Origin of the sequence: Alloalcanivorax xenomutans (genome assembly GCF_032810065.1) — a bacterium.
GTDB classification, from domain to species: domain Bacteria; phylum Pseudomonadota; class Gammaproteobacteria; order Pseudomonadales; family Alcanivoracaceae; genus Alloalcanivorax; species Alloalcanivorax xenomutans.
Map to the genome: position 1 here is coordinate 2,040,839 of NZ_CP136538.1, position 19,269 is coordinate 2,060,107.

General features: G+C 62.2%; 13 protein-coding genes and 1 tRNA gene. 8 read left to right on the forward strand and 6 right to left on the reverse strand.

What is annotated here, in order from left to right:
• The first annotated feature begins 49 nt into the window (after window positions 1-49).
• The 6 genes from RYH70_RS09545 to cysG are packed head-to-tail and all read left to right on the forward strand — an operon-like array spanning window position 50 to window position 7,555.
• On the forward strand, window positions 50-2,395 hold the full coding sequence (locus RYH70_RS09545) for a DNA translocase FtsK (RefSeq protein WP_394356125.1): 2,346 nt from the start codon (window positions 50-52) through the stop codon (window positions 2,393-2,395).
• Between the two features lie 12 nt (window positions 2,396-2,407).
• On the forward strand, window positions 2,408-3,019 hold the full coding sequence (gene lolA, locus RYH70_RS09550; RefSeq protein ID WP_055100805.1) for an outer membrane lipoprotein chaperone LolA: 612 nt from the start codon (window positions 2,408-2,410) through the stop codon (window positions 3,017-3,019).
• A 28-nt stretch (window positions 3,020-3,047) separates the two neighbouring features.
• Window positions 3,048-4,379: a replication-associated recombination protein A gene (locus RYH70_RS09555; protein WP_026949937.1), complete on the forward strand. Its 1,332-nt coding sequence runs from the start codon at window positions 3,048-3,050 to the stop codon at window positions 4,377-4,379.
• Complete coding sequence (locus tag RYH70_RS09560; protein ID WP_022996404.1) at window positions 4,376-4,771, forward strand: fluoride efflux transporter FluC; 396 nt, start codon at window positions 4,376-4,378, stop codon at window positions 4,769-4,771. Before RYH70_RS09555 ends, RYH70_RS09560 begins: the two co-directional genes overlap by 4 nt.
• A 46-nt stretch (window positions 4,772-4,817) precedes the next feature.
• Window positions 4,818-6,110: a serine--tRNA ligase gene (serS, locus tag RYH70_RS09565; RefSeq protein ID WP_022996405.1), complete on the forward strand. Its 1,293-nt coding sequence runs from the start codon at window positions 4,818-4,820 to the stop codon at window positions 6,108-6,110.
• A gap of 32 nt (window positions 6,111-6,142) precedes the next feature.
• Complete coding sequence (gene cysG / locus RYH70_RS09570; RefSeq protein WP_317010112.1) at window positions 6,143-7,555, forward strand: siroheme synthase CysG; 1,413 nt, start codon at window positions 6,143-6,145, stop codon at window positions 7,553-7,555.
• A gap of 195 nt (window positions 7,556-7,750) precedes the next feature.
• On the opposite strand, the gene RYH70_RS09575 is transcribed toward cysG, so the two are convergent.
• The 5 genes from RYH70_RS09575 to RYH70_RS09595 are packed head-to-tail and all read right to left on the reverse strand — an operon-like array spanning window position 7,751 to window position 10,412.
• A complete protein-coding gene (locus RYH70_RS09575) occupies window positions 7,751-8,737 on the reverse strand; it encodes a glycosyl transferase family protein (protein WP_317010113.1) in 987 nt (328 codons plus the stop codon).
• Between the two features lie 32 nt (window positions 8,738-8,769).
• Entirely contained in the window at window positions 8,770-9,030 is a 261-nt protein-coding gene (locus tag RYH70_RS09580; protein WP_163127287.1) for a hypothetical protein, read from the reverse strand.
• 2 nt (window positions 9,031-9,032) lie between these two features.
• Complete coding sequence (locus RYH70_RS09585; protein WP_158549030.1) at window positions 9,033-9,347, reverse strand: DsrE family protein; 315 nt, start codon at window positions 9,345-9,347, stop codon at window positions 9,033-9,035.
• Entirely contained in the window at window positions 9,340-9,726 is a 387-nt protein-coding gene (gene tusD / locus RYH70_RS09590) for a sulfurtransferase complex subunit TusD (RefSeq protein ID WP_022996410.1), read from the reverse strand. Before tusD ends, RYH70_RS09585 begins: the two co-directional genes overlap by 8 nt.
• Complete coding sequence (locus RYH70_RS09595; RefSeq protein ID WP_022996411.1) at window positions 9,726-10,412, reverse strand: Bax inhibitor-1/YccA family protein; 687 nt, start codon at window positions 10,410-10,412, stop codon at window positions 9,726-9,728. Before RYH70_RS09595 ends, tusD begins: the two co-directional genes overlap by 1 nt.
• Before the next feature lie 151 nt (window positions 10,413-10,563).
• On the opposite strand from RYH70_RS09595, the gene RYH70_RS09600 reads away from it, so the two are divergent.
• Window positions 10,564-10,651: transfer RNA gene (locus RYH70_RS09600), tRNA-Ser, on the forward strand.
• A gap of 91 nt (window positions 10,652-10,742) precedes the next feature.
• On the opposite strand, the gene RYH70_RS09605 is transcribed toward RYH70_RS09600, so the two are convergent.
• Window positions 10,743-11,447 carry an AraC family transcriptional regulator gene (locus RYH70_RS09605; RefSeq protein WP_317010114.1) on the reverse strand — a complete coding sequence of 235 codons (705 nt, stop codon included), beginning with the start codon at window positions 11,445-11,447 and terminating at the stop codon, window positions 10,743-10,745.
• A 711-nt stretch (window positions 11,448-12,158) separates the two neighbouring features.
• Here RYH70_RS09605 and RYH70_RS09610 point away from each other — a divergent pair.
• A complete protein-coding gene (locus tag RYH70_RS09610; protein ID WP_317010115.1) occupies window positions 12,159-19,265 on the forward strand; it encodes an Ig-like domain-containing protein in 7,107 nt (2,368 codons plus the stop codon).
• Window positions 19,266-19,269 lie beyond the last annotated feature (4 nt).

Here is a 19,269-nt window from a genome sequence, read left to right on the forward strand (position 1 = left end):
ACGATACAGGGAAAAACATTGGCAAGCTTTAAGAGCATAAACAGGCTCTATGGAATCCAAACGCAAGAGGCGAGGCGTGACAAAGGCAGCCGCCGGTAACACCCAATCCGGTTTTTCCCGCCATCTCAAACGAGGGTTGGTGGAAGGCATGGTCATCGCCCTGATCGCCCTGTCGCTGTATCTGCTTCTGGCATTGATCAGCTATGACAGCCGCGACCCGGGATGGTCCTATGTGGGGCACGTGGACAGCGTGCGTAATGCCGGCGGCCGCGCCGGCGCTTTCTGTGCCGATCTGTTATTGGGACTGTTCGGGCTGATGGCCTATCTGTTCCCGGTGCTGGTGGGGTTCTGGGCGTTCAAGGTATTGCGCGAGCGCCACGCCGGCCTGCCGGGTAGCTGGCCCATGTTCAGCCTGCGTCTGGTGGGGTTCGTGTTGACCATGATCGGCGGCACGGCCCTGGCATACATGCATTTCACCACTGGCGGCCTGCCGGAGGATGCCGGTGGGATACTCGGCCAGGTGGTCGGTGGCAGTGCCCTGGATGCCTTCAACGCCCTGGGCGGCACGCTGGTGATGGTGGCGCTGTTTCTGATTGGCATCACCGTATTCACCGATCTGTCCTGGATTGCCCTGGCGGAGCGTCTGGGTGAGCTGGTGGTGACTATCGGCCAGAAGGTGCCGGCCTGGTTCGAGCAGCGCCGCGAGCAGCGAGAGGAGCGCAAGGCCGCTCAGGCTGCCCGCGAGCAGCGCGCCCGGGTGATCACCGAGGCCAACAAGAAAAAGGAAAACCGCACGCCGCCGAAGATCGCCCAACCCGCCAAACCGGTGGAGAAAAGCGTACGGGTGCAAAAAGAGAAGCAGCAGAAGCTGTTTACCGCGGAAGTCTCCGGCGACCTGCCGCAGGTATCCTTGCTGGATCAGGTGGATGAGGACGGCAAGGGCGGTTACTCCGAGGAAGCGCTGGACGCCATGTCGCGTCTGCTGGAAATCAAACTCAAGGATTTCAACGTCGACGCCGAAGTGGTGGCGGTGCAGCCCGGACCGGTGATCACCCGCTTCGAGATCCAGCCGGCGCCCGGCATCAAGGTGTCCAAGATCACCAATCTGGCCAAGGATCTGGCCCGTTCCCTGGCGGTGATCAGCGTGCGGGTGGTGGAGGTGATTCCCGGCAAGACCACGGTGGGGATCGAGATTCCCAATGAGCAGCGGGAGATGATCCGCTTCACCGAGGTGGTGGGCTCGAAGATGTTCGACGATGCCGGTTCGCCGCTGACCATGGCCCTGGGCAAGGACATTTCCGGCAACCCGGTGATGGCCGACCTGGCCAAGATGCCGCACTTGCTGGTGGCCGGTACCACCGGTTCCGGTAAATCGGTGGGCGTGAACGCCATGCTGCTGTCCATGTTGTTCAAGTCCAGCCCGGAAGATGTGCGCCTGATCCTGATCGATCCGAAGATGCTGGAACTGGCGGTCTATGACGGCATTCCCCATTTGCTCACGCCGGTGGTCACCGACATGAAGGAAGCCGCCGGCGCCTTGCGCTGGGGGGTCGGAGAAATGGAGCGCCGCTATCGTCTGATGGCGGCCATGGGCGTGCGTAATATTTCCGGTTACAACCGCAAGGTGGAGGACGCCAGAAAGTCCGGTGAGCCACTCAAGGATCCATTGTGGAAGCCCAATGACCCGATGGATCTGGAAGAGGAACCGCCGTTGGCGGAGAAGTTGCCGTACATCGTTATCGTCATCGATGAATTCGCCGATATGATGATGATCGTCGGCAAGAAAGTGGAAGAGCTGATCGCTCGTATCGCGCAGAAGGCACGGGCCGCGGGCATCCACCTGATTCTCGCCACGCAGCGCCCGTCGGTGGATGTGATCACCGGTCTGATCAAGGCTAATGTGCCGTCACGCATCGGTTTCCAGGTGTCGTCGAAAATCGATTCCCGAACCGTGCTGGATCAGGGCGGAGCGGAGCAACTGCTCGGCCATGGTGACATGCTGTATTTGCCCGGTGGCAAAAGCGTTCCGGAACGGGTGCACGGTGCCTTTGTCTCAGATGAGGAAGTGCACCGGGTCTGTGATGACTGGCGCAAGCGGGGCGAGCCGAACTATCTGGAAGAGATCCTTGACGGCGGCTCGGACCTGAACGCGCCCATGCCAGGCATGGAAATCGCCGGCGGCGGCGATGACGAGAGCGATCCGCTCTATGACGAGGCGGTGGCCTACGTGACGCAATCACGGCGGGCTTCCATTTCCTCGGTGCAGCGGAAACTGAAGATCGGCTACAACCGCGCCGCCAACCTGGTGGAAGCCATGGAAATGGCCGGCGTGGTCTCCGAGGCCGGACACAACGGACAACGTGAGGTGCTGGCGCCACCACCGCCGGACGCCTGAGGATAAAGAGCAATGGCAAAATGGCTTGTATTGGCACTGTTGATGCCGTCCCTGGCCTGGGCTTCCGCCACCGAAACCCTGCTTGCCAAACTTGGCGGACTGCGCAGCATGAGCGGCCACTTCGAGCAGTCCATGGTGAACTCCGACGGTGACCGCCAGCAGAGTGCCAGCGGTACCATGGACGTGGCCCGGGGCAACCGCTTTTACTGGAAGACCGAGGCGCCGTTCGAACAGCTGGCGGTCTCCGATGGCAAAACCGTGTGGGTTTACGATGTGGATCTGGAGCAGGTGGTGGTCCGTCCGCTGACTCCGGACCTGGGCAACACACCGGCCCTGCTGTTTGGCGGCGATCCACAGCGAGTGGGGCAGGCGTTCGAGATTTCCGAGCTGGAAAGCGAAGGCGCCAACATTACCTACCGGCTCAAGCCCAAGGGCGCCGATCCGCTGTTCGATACCCTGGATGTCACCTTCCATGGCGACACGCCGCATTCCATGCGTTTACGCGACGCGCTCGGCCAGCAGACCCTGATCCGTTTCCAGGATCTGACCCTGAACCGGTCGTTGCCGGCGGAGCGGTTTTCCTTCACCCCGCCGGAAGGCACCGACGTAATCCGCCAGGAGTGAATCATGAGCGGGGGTGGTGGCGCGCACCATGAGTGACCTGTTCGCCGATCAGGCCCGCGGCGATGCGCAGCCGCTGGCCGCGCGGCTGCGGCCGCTGTCGCTGGACGATTATGTCGGGCAGTCCCATCTGATCGCCCCCGGCAAACCTTTGCGTCAGGCGGTGGAACGCGGGCAACTGCACTCCATGATTCTGTGGGGCCCGCCGGGGACAGGAAAAACCACGCTGGCACTGATTCTCGCAGGTGCCGTGGACGCGGAATTCATCACCTTGTCGGCGGTATTGTCCGGCGTGAAGGACATCCGCGCGGCGGTGGAACAGGCCAAGGCGCGGTTGGGACAGGGACGCCGCACGGTGTTGTTCGTGGATGAGGTGCATCGCTTCAACAAAGCGCAGCAGGATGCCTTTCTGCCTCACGTGGAAGACGGCACGGTGATCTTCATCGGCGCCACCACCGAAAATCCCTCATTCGAACTCAACAACGCCTTGCTGTCCCGGGCCCGGGTATATCGCCTGCGCAGCCTGGAGCGGCAGGACTTGTCCGGGCTGTTGGACCGCGCCCTGCGTCAACCGGATCTCACGGCCATGGTTCTGGAAGCCGATGCCCGTGATCTGTTGCTGGACTATGCCGATGGCGATGCGCGGCGGCTGCTCAATATGCTGGAAGTGGCCCTGGATCTGGCGGACGGCGATCAGCCCCGCGTCGACCGGCCGCTGATGCAGGAAGTGTTGCGTGACGCGGTGCGCCGTTTCGACAAGGGCGGGGATCTGTTCTATGACCAGATCAGCGCCTTGCACAAGTCGGTGCGCGGTTCCGATCCGGACGCGGCCCTGTACTGGTTCGCGCGCATGCTCGATGGCGGCTGTGATCCGCTCTATGTGGCGCGGCGGGTGGTGCGCATGGCCAGCGAGGACATCGGCAACGCCGACCCGCGGGCCCTGACGCTGGCGTTGAACGCTTGGGAGGTGCAGGAGCGGCTTGGCAGTCCGGAGGGCGAACTGACCATCGCCCAGGCCATCGTTTTTCTGGCCGTGGCGCCGAAGAGCAATGCGGTCTATGACGCCTACAATACGGCCCGGCGATTTGTCGCCGAGCACCCCAGTAATGAGGTGCCGCTGCATCTGCGCAACGCGCCCACCAAATTGATGAAGGCGGAAGGCTATGGCGCGGAGTATCACTACGCCCATGATTACCCCGATGCCTTCGTTGACGGCGAGAACTATTTTCCGCCGACGCTGCGCGACACCCGCTTTTACCAACCGGTGGAACGCGGGCTGGAAATCCGTATCGCCGAGAAGCTGCGCCAGCTACGGCGCCGCAACCGCGACAGCCAGTGGCAACGTTACGGGGACGAGCAATGAACGCACATGGTATTTTGCCCTGGCTGGCGGTGGCGCTGGGGGGCTCGGTGGGGGCCTGTTTGCGCTATGCTACCGCTCTCTGGGTAGGGGTACCGGCGATGCCGGCCTGGCCCTGGGCCACCTTCGCGGTGAACCTGGCTGGCAGTTTCCTGTTTGGTTTTCTGGCGGTCATGCTGGCGAGTCTGACCACCAGTGAACTGTGGCGGCTGGCATTGATGACTGGCATGCTTGGCGCCCTGACCACCTTCTCGACCTTTTCCTTCGAGCTGGTCCGCCTGCTGGAGAGTCGCAGCCTGGGGCTGGCCCTGGGATACGCCGCCGTTTCGGTGGCGGCCTGCGTTTCGCTGGCCGGGCTGGGTCTGGTAGTGGGACGCTGGTTGTTTGAATCCTGATATTTGTTTGAATCCTGACATCTTATGAGTGCGCAAAGGAGCCACCATGCTTGATATTCGGGCCTTGCGGGACAATGGCGAAGCCATCCGCGATGCACTGGCAAAACGGGGTTATTCCCTGGATCTGGACGGGTTCCGGGCGCTGGATGGGCGCCGCAAGGAAGCTGATATTCGCTCCCAGGATCTGCAGGCCCAACGCAAGAAGGCCTCAAAGCAGATCGGCGAACTGATCCAGTCCGGTTTGTCGGTGGATGAGGCCAAGGCCAAGGTGGCGGAGACGCTGAAGACCCTGGATGCCCAGCTCGATGACGAAGTGGCCCGGGCAAAAGAGATTCAGGACGAGCTGCGCGCTTTCCTCATGGGGGTGCCCAATGCGCCGGCGGAGGAGGTGCCGCCGGGCGCGGATGAAGACGACAACGTGGAAGTGCGCCGCTGGGGCACGCCGCGCCAGTTCGACTTCGAACCCAAGGACCACGTCGACGTCGGTGAGGGACTGAGCGAGGGCCGTCTGGATTTCGAGCGCGCCAGCAAGCTGTCCGGTGCCCGCTTCGCGGTGATGACCGGGCAATTGGCACGGCTGCATCGCGCCTTGATCGATTTCATGCTCGACCAGCACACCAGCGAACACGGTTATCAGGAGCTGTACGTGCCTTACCTGGTGGGGCCGGAAGCGTTGGCGGGTACCGGTCAGTTGCCGAAGTTCGAGGAAGACCTGTTCAAAATGCGCGGCGAGCGCGAGCTGTATCTGATCCCCACCGCGGAAGTGCCGGTGACCAATCTGGCGGCGGATGAGATTCTCGACGCCGAGACCATGCCGCGCCGTTACGTCTGCCACACGCCCTGTTTCCGCTCCGAGGCGGGCAGTCATGGCAAGGACACCCGCGGCATGATCCGACAGCATCAGTTCGAGAAGGTGGAGTTGGTGCAGCTGGTGCGCCCGGGAGAGTCCGAGCAGGCCCTGGAAGCGCTTACCGGCCACGCCGAGGCGATCCTGCAGAAACTGGATCTGCCTTACCGGTTGGTGACCCTGTGCGGCGGCGATCTGGGCTTCTCCGCCGCCAAGACCTATGACCTGGAAGTGTGGCTGCCGAGCCAGCAGCGCTACCGGGAGATCTCTTCCTGTTCCAATTTCCGTGACTATCAGGCGCGTCGCATGCAGGCCCGTTGGCGCAACCCGGAAACCGGCAAGCCGGAGCTGGTACATACTTTGAATGGTTCCGGGCTGGCGGTAGGCCGCACTCTGGTGGCGATCCTGGAAAACTATCAGAATGAAGATGGTTCCGTGACCGTGCCGGAGGCACTGCGGCCCTACCTGAGAGGCAAGGAGCGTCTGAGCTGAGGCGCTCCACAACACAAGGGCGCCAGCTAACGATGGATTTTCTTCCCCTTGGTCTGAAACTGACCGGACAAACGGTGGTGATCGTGGGCGGTGGTGACACCGCTCTGCGCAAGGCCGGTCTTTTGCACCGATCCGGTGCGGTGATGCGTTTGATTGCGCCGCAATGGCGCACCGATTTGTGCGCTTTGGTGGAGCAGGGCGGCGGCGACTGCCGGCAGCGGGTCTATCAAGAGGGCGATCTTGATCAGGCACGGCTGGTGGTGGCGTGTACCGATGATGATGCCCTGAACCAGCGTATCGCCGGGCAATGCCATGCCCGTGGTCTGCCGGTCAACGTGGTCGGGCGGCCCGAACTCAGCAGCTTCGTTTTCCCGGCTCTGGTGGATCGTGATCCGCTGTTCGTGGCGGTCACCTCATCCGGTGCGTCGCCGGTGCTGGTGCGGCGTCTGCGCGATCAACTGGAAGCCTGGCTGCCGGCGCGCTGGGGCCGGCTGGCCACTTTCCTGGGCCGTCTGCGGGAGAGCGTCGCGGCGCGTCTGCCAGGGCGCCGCCAGCGGGAAGCGTTCTGGGAGGCGCAGCTGGATGGCCCGCTGATGGAGCAGGTGCTTTCCGGTCATGAAAGCGAGGCGGAACAAGCCCTGGAACGTGCCCTGGCCAATATCGACGGCAATCAGCCGGCGGCGCGGGGAGAGGTTTATCTGGTCGGTGCCGGCCCTGGCGATCCGGATTTGCTGACCTTCCGGGGGCATCATCTGCTGACCAAGGCGGATGTGGTGCTGTACGACCGTTTGGTGGCCCCGGAGATCGTTGCGCTTGCCCGCGCCGACGCGGAGAAAGTGTACGTCGGTAAAGCCCGTGATCAGCACGCATTACCCCAGGGAGAGATCAACGATCTGCTGGTGCACTACGCCAGCCAGGGGAAAAGGGTGTGCCGTTTGAAGGGCGGGGATCCGTTCATCTTCGGGCGCGGCGGTGAAGAACTGGAAAAAGTGGTGGCCGCCGGTATCGACTTCCAGGTGGTGCCCGGCGTGACCGCCGCCGCCGGCTGCGCCGCCTACGCCGGTATCCCGCTGACCCATCGCGATCATGCCCAGTCCGTACGTTTTGTCACCGGCCACCGCCGTGACGGCAGCGTTGATCTGGACTGGCCCAACCTGGTGGCGGAGCAGGAAACGCTGGTGTTCTACATGGGACTGGTGGGGCTAAAGGAAATCTGCGATCAGTTGATGGCCCACGGCCGCTCGCCGGACACCCCCATTGCCCTGGTATCCCGGGGCACCACCGACGCTCAGGAAGTGATTACCGGCCAGTTGGATTCTCTGCCGGCGGCCATCGAGGGACGTACCGTGCATGCGCCGACCCTGATCATCGTCGGCAGTGTGGTCAGCCTGCATCCGCGTTATCGCTGGTTCGGAGAGGCCGGAGGCTCGACGCCGGACGCCTGACGCTCAAACCTGGAGACCACCGGTCCTGGTCCATATCGGCATGCGCCGGGAATTCTAATTCGAGGATCGCTACAAGGCGGCTGTAGGAGCTTGCCTGCAAGCGAATTAGGCTTCCGGGCAGCAGGCAAGCTCCTACGGCGACTTCGTTCCGATCCGCGGGAAGCTGCTGAGCACGAACTGTTGGACTATTTATTATTACAGCGCGTCGCGTTTGCGTTCCGTCCATAACGTTTGAGCGGCCTTGGTGGCGGCCTCCAGATCCTTCGCTTTACCCAGACCCCACAGGGTCGTCGCCACGGTTTGCCGGACCGCCGCTTCGCCGTAAACGTCGCTTTCCTCGCCACGCCACACCGCCCGTAGATGGTCGGTGGAGACGGTGCCCGGCGGCGTTTGCCGGGGCAGGGCGGCTTCGAGCACGGCTTCCACCGGCTCTCCGGCACGCAGACCGCCGATGCTGGTGCGGGCGTCCGGGCGGATTTCCACTTCCCCTCCTTCACCTTTGAACAGCAGCAGATTGCGGTCGCCGCAGAGGCGGGACGCTTCAAGATGCAGATTCAGATAGGCGGGGTGAAATACACTTTGCAGGCTCAGGGCGGCCTGGGCCGGGTTGAGATTTCTCGACAGCGTGTTGATCGGCGAGCGCAGTCCCAACTGAAAGCGCAGCATCAGTAAGGTGCTCAGCGGCGGACAGAACTGCTCCACACCCAGATAGGTAAAGCCCTCATCGTGCAGTTGCTCGCCGGCTTCCGCCACCGTGCGTGGCAGCTTGAAGCCGAGTTTGCGCAGGCTCTCGTCGGTGTAATGCCGCTCCGGCGTATGGGCGGGCCCGCCGTGCATGAATACCCGCACACCATTGCGCGCCAGCAACCGGGCCGCCAACAAGTACCAGGGGTGATGCTTTTTCTTGCCGGCGTAGCTTGGCCAGTCGACATCGGCTTTCGGCAAGCCGATCAAATAGTGGCTGCATACCGGACGGCAGGCATCGAGAAAGCCGGCCAGTTCCTCCGGGGTTTCCTCCTTGACCCGCAGCAGCATGAGAAAGGCGCCAATCTGCGCCTGGGTCACCTCCCCCTGAAGAATATGCCCCATGGCCTCGGCGGCTTCTTGCCGGGTCAGGCCGCGGCGGGCGCGCTTACCGCGTCCCAGGGTTCGGACGAAAGGGGCGAAGGCATGCTCGCTCATGGATGGACTCGCGTGAGATCAAACAGGGTAGATCAAGAATACCAGCTTGTGGCCGGGCCGTATTCCGCTGTCAGAGCCACCAGCCGGTCGTAGTCGATGCATTCCAGGTCGGCGCGCCGCGCCGGCGGCAACGGCGGCTGGCCGAGCAGGTAGCCCGGACCTTGTAGCGGAAACTCCGCCGCCACCAGATGGCCGTGGTCGACGAACACGCACAGATCGCCGGGTTGATACAGGGCCAGGCAGGTCCGCGCCTGCTCGCTGTCCAGATCGTCGAAAGCAATGAGATGCAGCATGGTCAAAACACCAGGGTCTGATCGGACGTGTCTTGCAGATGATGTAAGTCGCCGGCGCTCAGCGGCTCAACGCCTTCCAGGGGGTGCTCGGCCAGGGCTTCGGCGGAGGCCACGCAGCGCACCGCGAAGGCCTGCAATTGTTGCAACTGCTCTTGTGGTGCCGCGAGCTGGCTGAGCGCGCGCAGGGCGCCGTTGGTGATCCAGACCGTGGACTGGAGGCCAAAGGCGGCGCCGGTGAGGATCATTTCCTGGGTCTCCCGCCAATCCGGAGAATGCCGAGGGCCACGGTGCAGTATGTACAGAATGGAATCAGCCAAAGTGCAATACCCGGTCGCTGTGGCGGGCTGCTTCCACCCACTCGCCGAGCCCCACCAGTTGAAAGCCCTCGGCCAGATTGTTGCCCTTGAGACCGGCACGTTGACCTTCGGTATCGTCGGTAACGCCTCTTCGCAGGGCGGCCCCGACGCAGACCCGGGCGGGCAGGGCGTTGTCCTTGACCAGGGACTGCCAGCGGCTGGCCACGGCTTCGCCGTCACGGCCCGGGTGGATCAGCCGGTTGGCCAGGTGGACGCCATCGCCGTAGAAGAAGACTCGAAACAGGGAGTAGGGGGAACGCAGCAGCGCTTCGGTGGTGTGGAGAGCGGTGACCGCCGCCGCCGTTTCCGGCCCGGCGGTCACCAGGATACTGAATTGCATCAATCGTTGCCGCTGAGGGCGCTGAGCAGGTGCAACAGAGACAGGAACAGGTTGTAGATAGACACGAACAGGGTCACGGTGGCCATGATGTAGTTGGTCTCGCCGCCGTGAATGATGGCGCTGGTCTGCCACATGATCAGCAGGGAAGAGAGCATCACGAAGGCGGCGGACACCGCCAGAGCCAGAGCCGGGATGTTGAAGAAGAATGCCGCCAGGCTGGCGACGAACGCCACCAGGATACCCACCATGATAAAGTTGGTGAGGAAGCTGAAGTCCTTGCGGGTCACCAGGGCGATGGCGGACATGGCCACGAAAATGGTGGCGGTGCCGCCCAGGGCCAGACTGACGATTTCCATGCCGCCGGGGATCTGGGCATACATGTTGATGATCGGGCCAGTGGTGAAGCCCAGCCAACCGGTCAGACCGAACACGGCCAGAATGCCCCAGGCGCTGTTACGCAGCTTGCTGGTGGCGAACAGCAGACCAAAGTAGACAATGATGGTCAGGATCGGGCTCATATAGCCCATGCCCGTGGACATGGCGAACACGGAGGCGCCGGTGGCCACGATCAGGCTCAGGCCCAGCAGCATATAGGTGTTTTTCAGCACCTGGGCGGCGCGTTCGCCGCTGACTACCGCTCCGCCGCTGGCGTGCGGGGCGACATAGGGATTCGGTTGGTTGCGCATGATCAATCGCTCACAAAACAAAGTGTATCCACGATAATAGGGACGTCCGCGCCAAAATCAAGATTTTCCCAACGAATCACGGGGTTACAGCAATTTTCTTGATCTTTCCCCGTTGACTGCCAATTCGTCTCAGGTATGATTGGCGCCCATTGGAGAGGTGGCTGAGTGGCCGAAAGCAGCGGTCTTGAAAACCGCCGACGGGAGACCGTCCGTGGGTTCGAATCCCACCCTCTCCGCCATACCTCTATAAACGCCCCGCGTCGCGGGGCGTTTTTGTATGACTCTCCCATGGCCCGCGTTCTTCCGCCCCGGCCGATTTCCTCAAGCTGATCAGAGCGTAACATCGAAACCCGAGTGGCGGACGCTACGGATCAGAGTTGGATTCGAGCGGAAAGCACCGGGAGGAACGCCAAACCACCGGCGAAACTCCCGGGACAGATGCGCCTGATCGGCAAACCCCAAGTCTCCAGCCAGATCGGCCAATGAGCGGCCGTCGTCAAGACACCGGGCTGCCTGTCGTGCCCGTGCCAGGTTGCGCCACCATATCGGAGGGCGGCCGGTATGGGAGGCCAACAGACGCGTGAGGCTTCTGCTTGAGACGCCCAGCGACCGCGTTGAGTTCAGGATGCGTTGACCCTGGGCGAGGGACGCCAGTGCTTCCGCCAAGGAAAGGGAGCGATGGCAAAAAGCATCGACCAGCGACAAGGTCTCGGTCAGATTCCCCTCGGGTAAGTCCGCAAGCGCTTTTAACAAGCCGGCCTCATCAATTGCGGCGCCGGGAACCAAGCGGATTCCCACGAACCGGTCTCCGGCCGGATGAGCGTGGCTCTGGGTTACATCCATCAAAGGGGAAACAAAGCCGTTCACGGAGCCCGCCGCCGTTGTTCTGATAACAAGATCCCGGCAGCCGTCGGGAAGAATCAACGTCTGTTCACTTTCCCGGGGACAGTGGCGCCAGACGGCAAGGACGGTGTCCGGTACGGATGTCATGCGGTTTCGTACCTCGAAGGCATACAGCAGATCGGCATTCCACATTTATAGAGGAGGCCACTTTGTTGAACAACATTGGAGCAGGGCTCGGACGATGCTCCGCCGGAATCCTATAATTGGCAAGTTGCTTGCCATACCGCTTGGTTTGTGAAGTGACCTTATGCCTTCGCGCCCGCCGATTTTGCAGCTGATCAGGCTGTGCTTGCTTCGCGCGACCCGAATGACATTAAACCGCTTTTACAGCCCCTGCCGGCAAGCTTCTTCAGAGGTCCAATTGTAAAAAGTTTGAGTTATTTTCCAGAATGACGCAGCTACTTCCTTGACGCACTATTTGTTCTTTCTTCGTGCCGGAAAAGCTTTTTTCATGAGCAGAATGATGATGTCGTTCCGGGTTTTTTTGTGACCCAATCCCTTCTTAATCAAGCATTTTATGCAGTGGATCACTATTTTGGATTTTGCCTTTCCGCCATCGTTCCTTATTGAAAAAAAGGGGACAGACCTGGCCCGATCTTCAAGCAGTGCAACAAGGTTTTCTGAAATGAACGGCTCCAGGGCGTATTGCCGCGCAAAATGGATTGCGCTACAAGTGGTCAAAACCGAAGAGCTTATGACGCAGTTATCGGCTGCTCGCTAGGCACTGCTTTCCGCTGTGTTTTTTAGTACAGGCGGCCGAAAAGTCATGAACGGATTTCACTGACTAACGCATCGGTTACGAAGAAAAACAATTCGCAACGTGCGTTCCGAAGGAGTGGGAAAATGGCCGATCAAATCATTTCCATCATTGATAAATCCAGCGGCGCCGTTACGGAGACACCGTGGAGTGACATTGTGTCGCTCATGGGTGGCGGCAATGTGGTTCAAATGCCCCTCAGCCCTGAACAGATCGATTTCACCAGCCGGGTGGGTAACGATCTTGTCATTACCCTCAAGAATGGTGAGCAAGTCACCATCTCCAATTTCTATCCCGCCAATGAAGGTGAAGAGGCGGCCAACGAACTTCAACTTCTTGATGACGAAGGTGTTCTCTGGCTTGGCCAATCCGATGGCGCGGGCGGCATCGGTTTTGCCCAGGCCGCTTCGGGAGGCGGGGACTGGGGACTGGCGGCGCTGGCAGTTGGTGGCGCGGCGGCAGCATTCCTGATCAGTGACTCTTCTTCCGGCTCCAGTTCCGGCGGATCCGGGGGCGACAACGTGGCACCCGATGCTCCCACGGACCTGGCGGTCAGTGGTGACGGGGGTGTGGTGACGGGTCGAGGTGAGCCGGGTTCCACGGTCACCGTGCGTGATTCCGACGGCAATGTCATCGGCGAAGGACAAACCAACGCGGAAGGCGATTTCGAAGTCGAGCTGAGCGAGCCGCAGGTTGATGGCGAGGAACTGGATGTCAGCCTGACCGACGAGGCAGGCAATGAGTCCGAACCCGGCCAGGTCACCGCGCCGGACAGCACCGCGCCGGATGCGCCGACCAACGTTGAAGTGAGTGGTGACGGCACCACCGTCACCGGCGAAGGTGAACCTGGAAGCAAAGTCACCATTACGGATCCCGACGGTAACGTGATTGGCGAAGGCACGGTGGATGACGATGGCAACTTCACCGTCGAACTGACCGAACCGCAAACCGATGGTGAAGAACTGGAAGTGACTCTGACCGACGGAGCGGGTAACGAGTCCGAACCGGTCACCGCGATGGCCCCGGATGGTACCGGCCCTGATGCTCCGGTCATTACTCAGGCCGAAGATGATGTGGCGCCGGGCACCGATCCGGTGATGTCCGGTGGCAGTACCAATGACAGCACTCCGGTGCTGGCGGGTACCGCGCAAGCGGGCAGCACGGTAACGATCTTCCAGGACGGCACGGAGATCGGCACCGCCACCGCTGATGCCAGCGGTAACTGGAGTTTTGCGCCGTCGGCCCTGGCTGATGGCGATTACAGCTTCACCGCCACGGCGACGGATGAGTCGAACAATGTGTCTGATCCGAGCCCTGCCTTCGATCTGACCGTGGATACCGCGGCTCCGCAGGTCACGGTGGAGCCTTCCGACGGCTCGGTATTGGCGGGTACAGCGGAAGCGGGCAGTACCGTTGAAGTGGACACCAACGGCGATGGCACCCCGGACTACACGGTGGAAGCGGATGCTGACGGTAACTGGTCGGTGGCACCGGATGCCCCCCTGGCCCACGAAACGGAAGTGTCGGTAACGGCCACGGATGAGGCCGGTAATACCAGCGATCCGGTCACCACGATCGTGGATGAAAACCTGAACGACACCACGCCACCGGCGGCCCCGACCATCGCGGAAGTGGTGGACGATGTGGCGCCAGGCACCGATCCGGTGCTGACCGGTGGCAGCACCAACGACACCACGCCGACCCTGACCGGTACGGCGGAAGCGGGCAGTACGGTAGCGATCTTCCAGGACGGCACGGAGATCGGTACGGCTACCGCCGACGGCAGCGGCAACTGGAGCTTTACGCCGGCGACCGAACTGGCCGAAGGCGACTACAGCTTCACGGCGACGGCCACGGATGCGGCGGGTAATACCTCGGATCCGAGCACGGCGTTCGAACTGAATGTGGATACCACCGCGCCGGCGGCACCGACGGTGGACCCCACCGATGGAACAACACTCACCGGTACCGCCGAAGCGGGTAGCACCGTTGATGTGGATGTGGACGGCGACGGTACGCCCGACTATACGGTGGAAGCGGACGGTGATGGCAACTGGAGTGTGACTCCGGATGCGCCGTTGGCGGACGGCACGGAAGTGAGCGTCACCGCCAGTGATCCGGCGGGGAACACGAGCGACCCGGTCACCACGATCGTGGATGAAAACCTGAACGACACCACACCGCCGGTAGTGACCTTGGATGCGGTCGTCACCAACGACAGCACCCCGGAACTGACCGGCACCGTGGACGATCCGGACGCCAGCATCGTGGTTTCCGTGGACGGCAACGACTATGTGGCCACCAATAACGGCAATGGCACCTGGACACTGGCTGATGGGGATCTGCCGGCGCTGACGGATGGCGATTACACGGTAACGGTTACCGGTTCCGACGGCGCAGGTAACGAAGGCACGGCCACCGGCACGGTGACAATTGATACCGTGGCGCCGGAAGTGACGGTGGAGCCGTCTGATGGGGCCTTGCTTACCGGTACGGCTGAAGCGGGCAGTACCGTTGAAGTGGACATCAACGGCGATGGTACTCCGGACTATACGGTGGAAGCGGATGCCGATGGTAACTGGTCGGTGGCACCGGATGCACCGCTGGCCCACGAGACGGAAGTGTCGGTAACGGCCACGGATGAGGCCGGTAACACCAGCGATCCGGTCACCACGATCGTGGATGAAAACCTGAACGACACCACGCCACCGGCGGCTCCGACCATCGCCGAAGTGGTGGACGATGTGGCGCCTGGCACCGATCCGGTGCTGACCGGTGGCAGCACCAACGACACCACGCCGACCCTGACCGGGACGGCGGAAGCGGGTAGCACGGTAGCGATCTTCCAGGGTGCTACCGAGATCGGTACGGCAACCGCCGACGGCAGCGGCAACTGGAGCTTCACGCCCACTACCGAACTGGCCGAAGGCGACTACAGCTTCACGGCGACGGCCACGGATGCAGCCGGCAACACCTCGGATCCGAGCACGGCGTTCGAACTGAATGTGGATACCACCGCGCCGGCGGCGCCGACGGTGGAGCCCACGGATGGAACAACACTCACCGGTACCGCCGAAGCGGGTAGCACCGTTGATGTGGATGTGGACGGCGACGGTACGCCCGACTATACGGTGGAAGCGGACGGTGATGGCAACTGGAGTGTGACTCCGGATGCGCCGTTGGCGGACGGCACGGAAGTGAGCGTCACCGCCAGTGATCCGGCGGGGAACACGAGCGACCCGGTCACCACGATCGTGGATGAAAACCTGAACGACACCACACCGCCGGTAGTGACCTTGGATGCGGTCGTCACCAACGACAGCACCCCGGAACTGACCGGCACCGTGGACGATCCGGACGCCAGCATCGTGGTTTCCGTGGACGGCAACGACTATGTGGCCACCAATAACGGCAATGGCACCTGGACACTGGCTGATGGGGATCTGCCGGCGCTGACGGATGGCGATTACACGGTAACGGTTACCGGTTCCGACGGCGCAGGTAACGAAGGCACGGCCACCGGCACGGTGACAATTGATACCGTGGCGCCGGAAGTGACGGTGGAGCCGTCTGATGGGGCCTTGCTTACCGGTACGGCTGAAGCGGGCAGTACCGTTGAAGTGGACACCAATGGCGATGGTACCCCGGACTACATGGTGGAAGCGGATGCCGACGGCAACTGGTCGGTGACGCCGGATGCGCCTCTGGCGGATGGTACGGAAGTTAGCGTTACCGCCACGGATGAAGCCGGTAACACCAGCGACCCGGTCACCACCACCGTGGATGAAAACCTGAACGACACCACGCCACCGGCGGCCCCGACCATCGCGGAAGTGGTGGACGATGTGGCGCCAGGCACCGATCCGGTGCTGACCGGTGGCAGCACCAACGACACCACGCCGACCCTGAGCGGTACGGCGGAAGCGGGCAGCACGGTGGCGATCTTCCAGGATGGCACTGAGATAGGTACTACCACCGCCGATGGCAGTGGCAACTGGAGCTTCACACCCAGCACCGAACTGGCCGAAGGCGACTACAGCTTCACGGCGACGGCCACGGATGCGGCGGGTAATACCTCGGATCCGAGTACGGCGTTTGAAGTGACGGTGGACACCACCGCGCCGGCGGCACCGACGGTGGAGCCCACTGACGGAACGATCCTTACTGGTACAGCCGAAGCGGGCAGCACCGTTCAAGTGGATACCAATGGCGATGGCACTCCGGACTACACGGTGGAAGCGGATGCCGACGGCAACTGGTCGGTGACGCCGGATGCGCCTCTGGCGGATGGTACGGAAGTTAGCGTTACCGCCACGGATGAAGCCGGTAACACCAGCGACCCGGTCACCACCACCGTGGATGAAAACCTGAACGACACCACGCCGCCGGCGGCCCCGACCATCGCGGAAGCAGTGGACGATGTGGCACCGGGCACCGATCCGGTGCTGACCGGTGGCAGCACCAACGACACCACGCCGACCCTGACCGGTACGGCGGAAGCGGGCAGTACGGTAGCGATCTTCCAGGACGGCACGGAGATCGGTACGGCCACCGCCGATGGCAGTGGCAACTGGAGCTTCACACCCAGCACCGAACTGGCCGAAGGCGACTACAGCTTCACGGCGACGGCCACGGACGCAGCGGGCAATACTTCGGATCCGAGCACGGCGTTCGAAGTGACGGTGGACACCACCGCGCCGGAAGCGCCGGTGGTGAATCCGAGCGATGGTACAGAACTGAGTGGTACCGCCGAACCGGGCAGCACCGTTGGCGTGGATGTGGACGGCGATGGTACGCCGGACTACACCGTGGAAGCAGACGCCGATGGTAACTGGAGCGTGACGCCGGATGCCCCTCTGGCGGATGGTGCGGAGATCACGGTGACCGCGTCCGACGAGGCGGGGAATACCAGTGACCCGGTCACCGCCATCGTGGATGCCGCCGCGCCAGAGGCGCCGGTCATAACCCAGGCGGAAGACGATGTGGCACCGGGCACCGATCCGGTGCTGACCGGTGGCAGCACCAACGACACCACGCCGACCCTGACCGGTACGGCGGAAGCGGGCAGCACGGTGGCGATCTTCCAGGACGGCACGGAGATCGGTACGGCTACCGCCGACGGCAGCGGCAACTGGAGCTTTACGCCTGCGACCGAACTGGCCGAAGGCGACTACAGCTTCACCGCCACGGTAACGGATGCGGCGGGTAATACCTCGGATCCGAGTACGGCGTTTGAAGTGACGGTGGACACCACCGCACCGGCGGCACCGACGGTGGAGCCCACTGACGGAACGATCCTTACTGGTACAGCCGAAGCGGGCAGCACCGTTCAAGTGGATACCAATGGCGATGGCACTCCGGACTACACGGTGGAAGCGGATGCCGACGGTAACTGGAGCGTGACACCGGATACCCCGTTGGCGGACGGTACGGAAGTGAGCGTTACCGCCACGGATGGAGCCGGAAACGCCAGTGCCCCAGCCACTATCAACGTGGATGCTTCGGCTCCAGCCACGCCAACCATCCAAGATGCGCTGGACGATGTGGATCCCGGTACCGACCCGGTACTGACCGGCGGCAGCACCAATGACGACACGCCGACCCTGAGGGGCACGGCGGAAGCCAACAGCACCGTGGAAATTTTCCAGGATGGCGCTTCCGTGGGCACGGTGCAGGCTGACGCCAGTGGTAATTGGAGCTTCGCGTCACCCACACTGGCCGATGGCACTTATGGCTTCACGGCCACGGCAACGGACGAAGCGGGCAACACCTCGGATTCGAGTGCCGCCTTTGATGTGACGGTGGACACCGTTGCGCCGGATGCGCCGACATTGAGCGTCACCGATGCCGCCGACGGTATCATCGACAGCAACGAAATGGTGGACGGGGTGCAGGCCGAGGTAGGACTGCCTGCCGGCGCCGAGGCGGGTGATGTCATTACTCTGACTTTCACCGGAGACGGCGGCGCGGTCTACACCGCTGAACACACCGTAACCACGGATGAGGTGACCGCGGGTACGGCCAATGTGGACGTGGCCCAATGGCTGGATGACGGTACCTACACCGCCACCGCCACGATCACCGATGCGGCGGGCAACGTCTCGCCGGATTCCAATTCGGTCGGCTTTGACGTCGATGCTTCCGGTCCGGTAGTGAATGTCGCGGGCGGCAGCCTGCTGGGACTGGTTGGCGTGGAAGCGATTGGGCTGCTTGATCTCAACCATCAGATGTTCTCCGCTTACGACCCGAATAACAATCTGGCATCGGTAACCATCGAGATGTCTTCGGCGTTGAGCGTTAACGAGATTCTCGGGCTGCTGGGAGTGGGGGATCAGACCCTGAACTGGTCTCAGGCGCTGGCTGATGAATTGGGTCTGGATATCCAGTTCAGCGACTACAGTCTTCTGCCCCCCAATCTCACACCGACACTGACGATCACCGCGGCGGACGGCGGCGCCATTGATAATCTGGCGATCAACGAGTTCCTGGCGTCGATCTATCTGGCGGATGCCTTGCTCGGAACCGATCTCGGATTGCTGCCAAGCTATACCATTACAGGGGAGGACCTCGACGGGCAGACCGCCACGGACAGCATCACTGAACTGGCTGAGCTCAGCCTGTTGAACGCGGCGAACAATCCCGTTACCGACGGCACCTCCGGAGACGACACTCTGAACGGTACCACCGGTGACGATCGCCTCTATGGTTATGACGGCAACGATACCCTTAACGGTGATGCCGGAAACGACTGGTTGCGCGGCGGTAGCGGTAACGACATCCTGAACGGCGGTGATGGCAATGATACCTTGGTCTACGAAGGCCTGGGTAACGATACCTTCGACGGCGGTGCAGGGGAGGATACGCTGCTGTTGACCGGTGACGGCATTTCGCTCGATTTCGTTGACAGTCTCGCGGCCGACTATGTCGACCCGGCGACGATCAACAATATTGAGCATCTGTCCATCGGCGGTACTGGTGCCAACACGGTATCCATTGATCTGGCCTCGCTGATCGCGATGACCGATACGGACAACGTATTGTTCATTGACGGTGACCAGGACGACACGGTGGAACTGGTAGGGGAGTGGCAGAACGCTGGCACCACCACCGTGGACGGCACCGATTATGTGGTCTACAGCCAGGAGGGCGACCCCAGCGAACTGTGGGTTCAAAGCGGTATCTCGGTGATTTAAGCCA

What these genes read in the sequence shown, in the direction of transcription:
- RYH70_RS09545 (WP_394356125.1), top strand. Translation starts at nt 50, where the DNA reads ATGGAATCCAAACGCAAGAGGCGAGGCGTGACAAAGGCAGCCGCCGGT.
- lolA (WP_055100805.1), top strand. Translation starts at nt 2,408, where the DNA reads ATGGCAAAATGGCTTGTATTGGCACTGTTGATGCCGTCCCTGGCCTGG.
- RYH70_RS09555 (WP_026949937.1), top strand. Translation starts at nt 3,048, where the DNA reads ATGAGTGACCTGTTCGCCGATCAGGCCCGCGGCGATGCGCAGCCGCTG.
- RYH70_RS09560 (WP_022996404.1), top strand. Translation starts at nt 4,376, where the DNA reads ATGAACGCACATGGTATTTTGCCCTGGCTGGCGGTGGCGCTGGGGGGC.
- serS (WP_022996405.1), top strand. Translation starts at nt 4,818, where the DNA reads ATGCTTGATATTCGGGCCTTGCGGGACAATGGCGAAGCCATCCGCGAT.
- cysG (WP_317010112.1), top strand. Translation starts at nt 6,143, where the DNA reads ATGGATTTTCTTCCCCTTGGTCTGAAACTGACCGGACAAACGGTGGTG.
- RYH70_RS09575 (WP_317010113.1), bottom strand. Translation starts at nt 8,737, where the DNA reads ATGAGCGAGCATGCCTTCGCCCCTTTCGTCCGAACCCTGGGACGCGGT.
- RYH70_RS09580 (WP_163127287.1), bottom strand. Translation starts at nt 9,030, where the DNA reads ATGCTGCATCTCATTGCTTTCGACGATCTGGACAGCGAGCAGGCGCGG.
- tusD (WP_022996410.1), bottom strand. Translation starts at nt 9,726, where the DNA reads ATGCAATTCAGTATCCTGGTGACCGCCGGGCCGGAAACGGCGGCGGCG.
- RYH70_RS09595 (WP_022996411.1), bottom strand. Translation starts at nt 10,412, where the DNA reads ATGCGCAACCAACCGAATCCCTATGTCGCCCCGCACGCCAGCGGCGGA.
- RYH70_RS09605 (WP_317010114.1), bottom strand. Translation starts at nt 11,447, where the DNA reads ATGTGGAATGCCGATCTGCTGTATGCCTTCGAGGTACGAAACCGCATG.
- RYH70_RS09610 (WP_317010115.1), top strand. Translation starts at nt 12,159, where the DNA reads ATGGCCGATCAAATCATTTCCATCATTGATAAATCCAGCGGCGCCGTT.